Origin of the sequence: Williamwhitmania sp. (assembly GCA_035529935.1) — a bacterium.
Lineage (GTDB): Bacteria > Bacteroidota > Bacteroidia > Bacteroidales > Williamwhitmaniaceae > Williamwhitmania.
In genome coordinates, this window is the sequence record DATKVT010000229.1 from 1 (window position 1) to 10,557 (window position 10,557).

The window sequence follows — 10,557 nt, forward strand, 5'->3', positions numbered from 1 at the left end:
GAGTGAATAAAATTCACAAATAAGAGCACAAAAGAAAACAGAACAAACAAGAAACTCATTCATACAAAGATTGAGATTTATAGAAACTGAAAGTGCCTGCAATAAAATTGCAGGGTTTTAACCATTATCTAGGATAATAAAAGAATTTGAAGCTGCCTTTGTCCCACTACTTCAACATCAACAAGAGGTTAAACTCCTACGGAGTATTGGCAACTTGGATGGGATCCATTTTTCAACAAAACTTCATCCCTGCCCGCCGGCAGGCGGGGTCTACGGCGAAGGAGAGCTATTCAACGGCAAAATTGGATTAACCCTCCGCTGCGCTCCAACTCATCTCTCATAACTCATAATTCATAACTCAGGCCGAGTTAGTTTTAAGGAATAGCGCATTGCACGCAAATTGGGATGCTACCGATTAATCCTACTCCATTTCAGCAGATAACATGAAGTTAGTGTTAACGCCAAGTGCCAAAGATTGAGGATAAATTAACTGTTTTTCAAAAGCCATAACCGGTTTATTGCCTATTTTTGGTACAGGTAACTGAAAGCAATCTATTTTCCTAAAACAGAAAATTCAATGCGGCACCTCCCAGTAAATAAAACGCTACTTACCCTCCTGCTCATAAGCATGTGCACCACCCTGACAATGGCGCAGGAACCGGGCGAGTTGGAATTACAATTTCCCAAGGTTGCCACCCGAGCAACCGAGCCATTCCTATTTTCCACCACCACCCTAACGGCGGAGGACCTAAAGTGGAGCCTACACGATGCCGGCAGCTACGGGCAGGGCGTTGAAGGACCTTTTGGTTACGAGGGCGTAAGCCAGCAGGTTGGCGTAAAGGGATACTTAGGGTATCGGCTTACGGTGTATGCCAGCGCGGCCATTGGTATTCCACGCGAAGGCAACACCACCACAAGCGCTCAGCGGGCGGAGATTATCCACGATTTTGTGGGAGGCAGAAAGAGCTATGGAATGCGCCTCGGTTTAGGCGTTGGCTTTAGCAACGATTTTAGCAATGCCAAGTCGCTGCTCAGCCGCATCACCCTCTCCTTCGATACCCCCAATTTAAAAGCCAGCGGAAACCTGCTCGTAGAGCACACCTTTGCTCAAGGTAGGGATGGTGTTGACGTAATTACCAACCTTGGATTTCAATACCGGCTGTTTAGAAACTTTTATGCCGGTTTCGAAGCCATTGGGCAGGATTTGGAGGGCTTTTGGGAGGCAGATGAAGCCGAAGGCGGAGCAAAATTAATGGTTGGTCCGTCGCTAAGCCTCGCACCCAAAAAATCGAGGCTTTCATTTGCTTTTTGCGGGGGACCTGCCATACATGCCACGCACAGCACGGTTACAAACCCCAATGCCATAAGGGAACTTCCCGCTCAATCAGGCTTTGTAGTAATGGCCAGCGTAATATACAGCTTGTCGGGAAGTTAGACATTATCATATAACTGGAGCGCCCTAGATTGCGCAATCACTAAGTGGCTGCAAACTCAAAAAAACCGTTGAAACGGTTTGGAATTGATAAAGCTGCCATATAATCCCACGGTTGAAACCGTGGGCTATGTCATTCAATGGCGAAGGTTTGTAGACCAGCGCCCTAGGCTGCGCAACTATTCATCGTGAATTGCAGGGCTAGAGAATTTGTTGCACACCTACGGAGTGCCAATTCACCTTCATCCTATATACTACCAACGTTTGGCTCCTATGGAGCCTTGCGCTTTCGATTCACCCGCTCGCCCCGACAACCACGCAACGCTCCGTCCGGTCGTTTCGTCCCATCGGGAAATGGTGTTATGCAATATTTTATTACTTTACCGCGGTTAAAAATTATGCCAACCCTTAAAGCGCTACCTCATGGAAAAGCTCTATATTCTTTGGACTACCGACAACAAGGACACCATCAGCAAAATGCTCGCTATGTATGCCATCAACGCAAAAACCCACGGTTGGTGGAGCCATGTAACGGTAATTATTTGGGGAGCCTCGGCCAAGCTTGCCGGTGCCGATGTGGAGGTACAATCGCAAATTAAGGCGATGCTGACCAATGGCTTGGTGGTGGAGGCGTGCAAAGCCTGCAGCGACAGCTTTGGGGTTAGCGATACGCTCACCAGCCTAGGCGTAAACGTCCGTTACATGGGCCAACCATTAACCGAATATCTCAAGTCGGGCGATCGATTGCTGACCTTATAGGAATTAAGAATTGTAGCTAATCAAACTGCGTTCTACCTACGGACCATGCCCGTCGACCTCTTAAAATATAAAATGCCCAAATTCTTCAATCCGGGCATTTTATGGTATTACATTTTAATGTTCTAGCCTCTCTTTCTCGGTTCAATTCCAAAGGTGAATCCACCCTTAACGCGTTCGATCAGCTCGGGTAGTATGTCCTGATACTCGCCAACAATTCCAAAGTCGGCATGGTGAAAAATGGCTGCCTTGGGGTTGTGGTCGATGGCAATTATCTTGCCGGCCTCCTTCATTCCCGCAATATGCTGAATGGCTCCGGAAATACCAACGGCAACATACACCTTGGGGCGAATGGTTTTACCCGTTTGTCCAATCTGCCGGGCATATTCGCTAACACCCTCGTCAACCACCGGTCGGCTGCAGGCCCATTCAGCATTTATCCCTTGGTTTATCAGTTCGGTGGCAAGATTTTTTATCAAGCCCAAACTGTCGTTGGTGGTTCCTCTTCCACCGGAAATAATGATATCGGCATCGAAAAGGTTTTGCAGGCCGCCCTCGCCTCTCACGGTTTTCTGGATCTCAACCACAAAATCCCTGTCGCTCAGCGAAGGGCTGAAGCTGGAAACTATACCCTTTCGACCTTCAACTCGCTTGGGAACCTCAAAGGTACCTGCACGGGCGGTGGAAACCTGTGGGCAAACAAAGCCCAGAATGGTGGCCAACTTACTTTCGCCATAGGTTGGGCGCCTTGACTCAAGAATGGGGGTGTAAATCACCTGCTCCTTCTTATCCACATACTCTCCAATCTCAAGTCCGGTGCAGTCAGCAGTTACGCCACTGTTGGTTTTCATGCCAATGCGGGGGGCCAGCTCCCTACCGGAGGTGGTTGCCGCAAACAGGGCAATCTCCGGTTTTCGTAGCCTTATAACCTGTGCAAAGATGGAGGAGAATGGGAGCACAAGGTACTCCTCTAGCTTATCGTTTTCCACAACAACAACTTCGTCGGAACCATGCTCGATAAGGATTTGTGCCAGTGGTTCTACATTTTTCCCAATAATCAAGGTCATCACCTTGGTATCGTTGCCAAGCTGGTTTGCTAGGTTTCGAGCAGGAGTGAGCAGCTCAAGCGATGGACGGGAAATTTTGCCATTAACCACCTCTGCCCAGGTTAGTATTCCACGTGCACCCTCCCTAAAATCTTTTTCGGGGAAATCGGGCCTGTCAACCTCCTTTTTTGCAGCCTGCTCCTTCTTCTGCAGCACATTGCCACCCTTTTTGAAGTTGGCAATAAGGTTATCAACCAAGGAAGATTCGTTATGTCCCTCCGACATGGTGATGGGTGGTCGTTCACTCACAATGTTTACCACCTTGGCCACAATGGTTGGAGAACCGCTAATGCCAATTTTCTCGGTTCCCAATCCAACATCGGCAATTCCAAAGGTTGTGATTTTAATAGTCCTAGCCCTAACGGCTCCGCTAAGGGATGGCTTTCGTGGTGGAATACCGGTTGGGGTAAGGGAGATAACGCAGGGCATGGGGAGCTGCATCATTTGGTAGCCACCCTCAATAATTCGTTTAGCAACCACCTTGCCAACGCCATCGGCCTTTACGCTCTCCACAAAGGTTGCCTGTGGAATGCCAATGCTTTCGGCCACCTGCGATGGAACGTGGGCCGTATCGCCATCGCTGGTTTGCCTCCCCGCTAGGATGATAAATGGCTCCTTGGAATCCTTGGTAAACCCCAGATGCTTGAGCATGGTGGATATGGCCAAACCGGTGGCGTAGGTATCGCTCCCGCCCAGCTTGCGATCCGACAAGAGGTAGGCCTCGTCGTAGCCCATGGAGATTGCCGTGCGCAAGGAGGCCTCAAAAGAGCTGGGCCCCATGGAGCAAACGATAAGCCTTGCATCGGGATGCTGCTTTTTGAGTTGCAACCCCGCTTCCAACCCAAATTGGCAATCGATGTTGATAATCGATTTTGCCTTTGTCCGGTCCATCAACCCATCCTCGCCCATTCTCATTTCGCTGGGAACCGGTACCTGCTTTATTAAGCTTATTATTGTTAATGCCATTGCTTCATATCTTTAAAAGTTACATGTTTTGAAATTCCGGACCATTTCCTCCATTGGGAACCATCCACGTAATTCCCTGCTCGGGCGATTTAATATCGCAGGTTTTGCAATGCATGCAATTCTCGGCATGGATCCTCAGCTCCTTCTCCCCATCCTTATTTGTATGAAGTTCATATACCTCCGATGAACAGAAGAACTGGCATGGAGCGCCAAATTGGTCAATGTTCACCGTGCTAAATTTATCCGGATTGTTAATCTTTAAATGGACCTCCTGCAGCTCGTCGTGGTGAACTCCCGAAAAGAATACATCGGTAGCCTTATCGAAGGTGAGCACCTTGTCGAACTCCAGCTGGCTTTTAAAACGATCGCTGAACGATTTCCCCTTAAATTCGCTAAGATTTTGGGTGGTGGTGTAATCGGCATGCGACTTTAGTCGACCAAAGAATCCTGCCCCGCCGGTTATCAGCTGAGTTCCAAAATGGAGACCTCCAAGAAAGAGCCCCTTGGCAAATCCCTGTCTGAAGTTCCGAACCTGATACATCTCCCTGTGGATAGTACTAGCTTTTAACAACTCCGTATACTGCTGAAGCATATCTTCGGAAAAATTGTTGGCCTGCAACGCCTTGGCAACGACTTCGGCGGCAAGCATTCCCGATTTAATGGCTAGGTGTATGCCTTTCAAAGCTGGCATGGTTACCAAACCGGCGCTATCGCCTACAATTAGGGCATTGTCCACATACAGCTTAGGCATGGCGTAATAGCCACCCTCCGGCAAGGTCTTAGCACCATACTCCACCAGTTTTCCACCCTTCAGAAACTTTGCCACAAAAGGGTTGGTTTTCCATACCTGAAATGCATCGTGTGTGTCAAAGGAGGGATCTCTGTAGTCGAGGCCTACCACCAACCCAACGGCAACTCTGTTATCGTTCAGTCCATAAATAAAACCCCCACCAAACTCATCATTGTTGAGCGGATAGCCCATGGTGTGGTAAATTTCGCCTGGGGCGATGTTGCCTTCGGGAACTGCCCACAGCTCCTTGCAACCCAGCGAGTATATCTGTTCGTTCCGGTTCTTGCTGAGATTGAACTTGTTTATAAGCATTTTGGCCAAACTACCACGTGTTCCTTCGGCAAAAATGGTGATCTTTGCTTCAACGCGAGTGCCAACCTGAAAATTCTCCAGCTGATGTCCATGATGATCGATACCGGTATCCTTGGTCTTGGCACCAACTACTTTTCCATCCTTGTACAAAATCTCATCCACCGCAAAACCAGGATATATCTCTACACCTTTCTCCTCTGCTTTAACAGCCAGATAACGACATATTTTGCCGAGCGAAGCGGTATAGTTACCCTTATTGTTCATGTAAGGAACATGGAAGGGAAGAGCAATGCTTCCATTTTTCCCTAGCAATACAGTTTTGTCCCTTTTTACCTTTGCATTGAAAGGAATTTCAGAAAAATCCACATCGGGAAGCAACTCCTTGAAAACGGCAGGCTTTACAACCGCCCCCGACATGATATGGCTACCGATAGAGCTCCCCTTTTCAATGAGCAGGATTCTATCACTTCGGCCATTCTGTCGCAACTTATCTGCCAAATGAATTGCCGTAGCAAGACCAGATGGTCCACCTCCAATAATCAACACATCCGTTGATATGGTGTCAACATTGTTCATTCTGTGCCCTCCTAAAGATGTTATGGTATATAAAATAGTGATTGGTTGTTTCAGACCCCAGTATTGGATCTAAAATTGGATGCAAACATACTAAATAGCAAATTGCGTTATTATATTTCCGTCAACATTGCGAAAAAAATTTTGTACCCCAGTGATTACCTTTAAAGGTTAGCATAATAGAGAATATGGCAGCACAAAATTGGCTTCGGCTCGTCCAAATTCTCCCTTTCGTCACCAGGAAAATTGAGCGTAAGTGGTCTTGGGAAGGGCAGCATCATCCATAACTCTTAACCGATCAGGAAAGTAAAACAGAAATATTTTGCAATTTTCAGAACAATTCAGCAATTGCTCCGTTGTGTAAAGAAATGTAATGTTTTAAATGGGTGCCGAATTCTTCAACGACTATGTAAAAGTACTTCGCGATAATCTTCACAACCCGTTACCGGGTGAGGATTCTCAACGAAGAATGGCTCCTGCAGTAAGGGCAAGGCTAATAGGCCACACCAAGCCCGATGAAAAAACAAAGATAAGCGCGGTGCTGCTGCCCATTTTTCCCAATAAAGGGGAGCCCACGCTAGTATTTATTAAGCGCCAAACCTACAATGGTTATCATAGCGGGCAGGTAGCCTTCCCCGGTGGAAAAAAGGAGAAAACGGATAGCAACTTGCTGGAAACGGCTCTTCGAGAAACGTGGGAGGAGGTTGGCATTGTGCAGGAGAGCGTAACCATTCTTGGAACGTTAACACCACTGTTTATACCGGTAAGCAATCACCTAGTGCTGCCGGTGGTTGGTGTTGTGTGGTCCAAACCCAAATTCTTTCCAAATTTGCAGGAGGTGGAATACATTATTGAGGTTCCAATATGCGCACTAGTGCAGCCAAATGCCCGAACGGTAAAAACACTTGTTATTGACAATGAGCCCATGTCAACTCCATATTTCAAGGCTGGTGAAGAGATGATTTGGGGCGCCACGGCGATGATACTCGCTGAGTTCACCGACATTTCGCCCATTATTCCCTGCCAAAGTTAGCGTTAGCTCATTGCTAAGCTGCAGTAGTGACCATACCGCTCCATTACTTCACTTACATAGTTGGATGTTTCCACTCCAGCAAAGCGGCCCGCCTTCACTAAAGGATCCTTGTAATACTTGGGGTTCGCCTTCATGCGGAGGAAGAAATCAACATCGCGCCAAGAGTTTGGATTCCGGTGGTACTCTTTGGCAAGGCGGCGTGCATCTTCAATATGCACTAAACCTGCATTGTATGCGGCAAGAACAAACTTAATTCGCTCCTGCTCGCTAATGCCCTCCCGCTCAAAGTGTTTCTCCAGCGTGCGAAGGAGCATTACACCAACCCGAATATTGTTTTTTGGGCTTGCAACATTGGCCACACCAAAGTGCTCCGCCGTGATGGGCATAATTTGCATCAATCCGCAGGCACCGGCAGGAGAAGTTACGTTGGGCTTGAAGCGCGACTCCTGAAAAATAATGGAAGCCACCAAGCGCCAGTCCCAGCCAATTTCGTCGCTGAAGTGCTTTATAACCTTGTCGTAGTTAGAAATTTCATTTTCTCCAGGGTTTAGTAGCGCGTCAGCGTACCGGGTGTATACACTCTCATCCTGAAGGTATTTCATGGCAATTTGCCTGTAGCTATAACTCTTTTTAAAGTTTACCAACCAGGTGTTCACCTGCTCGAGCAATACTTTAGAATCGCGATTGACGGCCCAGCAGGCGTCCTCCTGAAGGTTTGGCAATGGGGTAACCTTTAAATCTGGAAAACGCAATTCACCAATCTTCGCCTTGGAATAGCCCATAATTGCCCTATCGATGTCACCAATAGCAACTTGCTCCAACAGCTCGTCAGCGCTATGCCTAGAAGTCTTCACCAAACTCCTTTGGCTCTCCAAAGCAGTTTGCAGCACCTTAACCTGTGATAAATCACCAGTAAGGTAAACCGCCGATGCCGAAGTCGAGTCCTGCTGCGAAACCATTGCAAGCATAAGTTCCGAATGAGGAACAGTGTAGGAAAACTTCCGTATCATGGCCTTATTGGGAACAAGGTTCATGGCAAGAATATCGCATTTACCTTGCTTAAGGAGATTATAGCCATCAACTTCATTGTCAACAGGTATCAACTCCAAGGGTACACCAATATTTTTGGCCAGCTCGGTGAGCAGCTCGTACTGGTAACCAAGTGGTTTTCCGTGATCGATGAAGAATGATAGGCCAGCGTTTTCAATTACAGCCACCAACTTACCTCGGTGCTGAATTGCAGCAATACTGGCGTTTTTGCCAATACCTCCCATCCATGGATTTAGCTGACTGCAGCTAAGCGTAAAAATCAAAAAGAATGAGAGAAACGCTACAAAATGTTTTTTAGATCTAAATAAATTCATTCAAGTTCTTTTTCACAAAGGAACTAAACATATATAATTCAGTAAAGTTCAAACAATTGTTATTAATCGTAGAAATTCCAGTAGACGCCAAACTTAAACGAGAGATCGCCAATGGGATAAGAGTATGCGGAGAAGTAATCCCGCCCAAACCAGTTCTGATCGAGATGATCGTATTTAAGGAATATTTGAGCTGTTTTCCATTGAAAGTTTATAAATCCACTAATTAGTGGATATGCGCCAAGTTTTCGAATTCGCTGGCGATAAAACTGTGCAGTAGCCGGTTGGTAGGCATCTGCATAAAACTTAGTATTGTAAAAAATGTCGGCTCCAACTTGAGCATTTAGCACATTCTTTACTAGAGGAAACTGAACATAGTAAGAGGCTTTTAAAGCAATCTTCGGTAACGGAATAACCATTTCGTCGGTTGAAGATTGTATTACTCCCTGGTGAACTAAATGTAATATACCAAGTCGCAAATGGTTACTTACAAAAATGCTGGCAACCGAAACCTGTCCTTTGTTCTGGACCGGATTTGCAGTGGTATCGAAGTAAACGTAATCGCCAACTGTCTCCAGCCTAATTTCTGCGATAGTTCTCAGCTTAGGCAGGGTCAATACGTAGTTGGCGCGTAGCTCATTTGTCTTGTTGAAAATGTTTTTCCACTGAAAGTTATTGGAAAAATATTGTGTTGTAAAAAAATCAACAGTCTTCGATGAAATTGTCAGCGAGCCGGTTTGCTGAACAGGAAAACCAAAAATGCTAAAGACAAATTTTCCATTGCCTGCCAATAGCACATCACCACTTCTGCGTCCGCTAAGGTAGCTCTTGGCATACACCGACAAGTCTATGCCCTTAACCCGCGTAAACAAACCCGCTCCCATATAAACATTGGTATAATCAATATTCGACGACTTGTTCAGTAGGAAATCCGGTTTCCAGTAGTAGTAACGCTCCAGCTCGAGTCCGGCTTTAACATACAGCTTCAACGCTTTATTGAGGCCACTCAGAAAATTTCCTGAGAGTGTAAGCTCGTTGGTCAAGTTGCGATAGTAAGAAGAGTCGTTTGTGGTTGTGTTGCTAATGTAGTAGTGGTCAAAATAGGCAACCCCGTTGGTGTGGGTTGTAGGGTTATCGGAAAACACGCGGCTAAACCTATCATACTTTAATGTGTGTCGAAGTTCCAGGTATGGGTCTCCCGCCTTTCCCTTATTGGCCCCTTGCACAATACCATAGCTATTCGATGCAAAAATTTGCATGCCCCTGATCTCGTTTTTAGCATCGTTTAGAATCACAGGAACATTTTGTGATTCCATCACAGTATCTCTAACAAACTTTTCTGCTAAAATGCCACCATTCTCCACCACTCGCATCCTTTGATAGGCAAAGGCAACGTAGCTCTTTAATCGTGGTCCATAGAAGGAAGAGTAAAGGACCAGGCTGTTGTCACGAGTAGCCTGCTTCTGAAAAAAGCCAGTCGTGCTAAATCCGTTGTGTTTTAATCCAACGCTCCATCCCGGAACAATATTTTGGTTGTGAGTAAGGTCAAGTGTTTGCTCACCTATTGCCTTCTTATTGGTGGAATACCCCAAGCGAGTAAATCGTTTTTTTGAATTAATAATTGGAATATTGTAAGGAGTATTCATATAGGGAAGGAAGTTCCTCGTAAAAAGGAAGTCTACATCATCGGGTCGAAGGAAAAAATCGATGGCTTCAATGGCTCCCCCATTGTTGGCTGTACTAATTCCCCCCACTGAATATCGGTTAAGCGCCATAACATTCTGAGCACCAAACAAGGTGGTGTCGTATTCCGAAAACTCAGGTGCCATATTCTCCGTGTTCACACGGTAAACAAAAAGACTTTTTAGCTTCAGGGAATCAGGAAATGGAAAATACAATGAGTCGAGCTTGTAGTTACAGGCTGCGTTTGCATTGGATATTAATAACCAAGACAGGCTTAATCCAAAGATTAACGAATATTTGAATCTCATTTCGCTGTCAAAATAGTCCCTGCAAAAATAAAAAAAATCCCGGTCTCGCAGGGAGACCGGGACAAAAAACCGGCGGCGGCCTACTCTCCCACCTTTCGGCAGTACCATCGGCGCTGGCGGGCTTAACGGCCCTGTTCGGAATGGGAAGGGGTGGTACCCCGCCGCCATAGCCACCGTAAGCGGTTCCGGGCGCTTACTCCCGTAAATCTTAACGTTCTTCTCGCAGAGCAGGCGGCG

Annotated in this window: 8 protein-coding genes and 1 rRNA gene; 4 read left to right on the plus strand and 5 right to left on the minus strand. The window is 46.5% G+C overall.

The genetic code is table 11. From position 1 onward, the window contains the following. Positions 1–146: 146 nt before the first annotated feature. The 3 genes from VMW01_17340 to VMW01_17350 all read left to right on the plus strand — a co-directional run bounded on the left by VMW01_17340 (position 147) and on the right by VMW01_17350 (position 2,191). Positions 147–311, plus strand: a complete 165-nt coding sequence (locus VMW01_17340) for a hypothetical protein (protein ID HUW08006.1) — start codon at positions 147–149, stop codon at positions 309–311. 266 nt (positions 312–577) lie between these two features. After that, a complete protein-coding gene (locus VMW01_17345) occupies positions 578–1,435 on the plus strand; it encodes a hypothetical protein (protein HUW08007.1) in 858 nt (285 codons plus the stop codon). Between the two features lie 420 nt (positions 1,436–1,855). Further along, positions 1,856–2,191 carry a DsrE family protein gene (locus VMW01_17350; GenBank protein HUW08008.1) on the plus strand — a complete coding sequence of 112 codons (336 nt, stop codon included), beginning with the start codon at positions 1,856–1,858 and terminating at the stop codon, positions 2,189–2,191. A gap of 122 nt (positions 2,192–2,313) precedes the next feature. Here the strand turns inward: VMW01_17350 and VMW01_17355 are convergent, their stop codons facing one another. Then, the gene (locus tag VMW01_17355) at positions 2,314–4,260 is read right to left on the minus strand and encodes an FAD-binding protein (protein ID HUW08009.1); all 1,947 of its coding nucleotides are present in this window, start codon (positions 4,258–4,260) and stop codon (positions 2,314–2,316) included. Between the two features lie 19 nt (positions 4,261–4,279). Next, a complete protein-coding gene (locus tag VMW01_17360; protein HUW08010.1) occupies positions 4,280–5,938 on the minus strand; it encodes an electron-transfer flavoprotein:ubiquinone oxidoreductase in 1,659 nt (552 codons plus the stop codon). Between the two features lie 379 nt (positions 5,939–6,317). Here VMW01_17360 and VMW01_17365 point away from each other — a divergent pair, with 379 nt between their 5' ends. Then, the gene (locus tag VMW01_17365; GenBank protein ID HUW08011.1) at positions 6,318–6,968 is read left to right on the plus strand and encodes a CoA pyrophosphatase; all 651 of its coding nucleotides are present in this window, start codon (positions 6,318–6,320) and stop codon (positions 6,966–6,968) included. 2 nt (positions 6,969–6,970) lie between these two features. On the opposite strand, the gene VMW01_17370 is transcribed toward VMW01_17365, so the two are convergent. The 3 genes from VMW01_17370 to rrf form a co-directional block, all read right to left on the minus strand. After that, entirely contained in the window at positions 6,971–8,332 is a 1,362-nt protein-coding gene (locus tag VMW01_17370; GenBank protein ID HUW08012.1) for a transglycosylase SLT domain-containing protein, read from the minus strand. 62 nt (positions 8,333–8,394) lie between these two features. Beyond that, positions 8,395–10,320: a putative porin gene (locus VMW01_17375; GenBank protein ID HUW08013.1), complete on the minus strand. Its 1,926-nt coding sequence runs from the start codon at positions 10,318–10,320 to the stop codon at positions 8,395–8,397. A gap of 67 nt (positions 10,321–10,387) precedes the next feature. After that, positions 10,388–10,498, minus strand: a 5S ribosomal RNA gene (rrf, locus tag VMW01_17380). Positions 10,499–10,557: the final 59 nt, after the last annotated feature.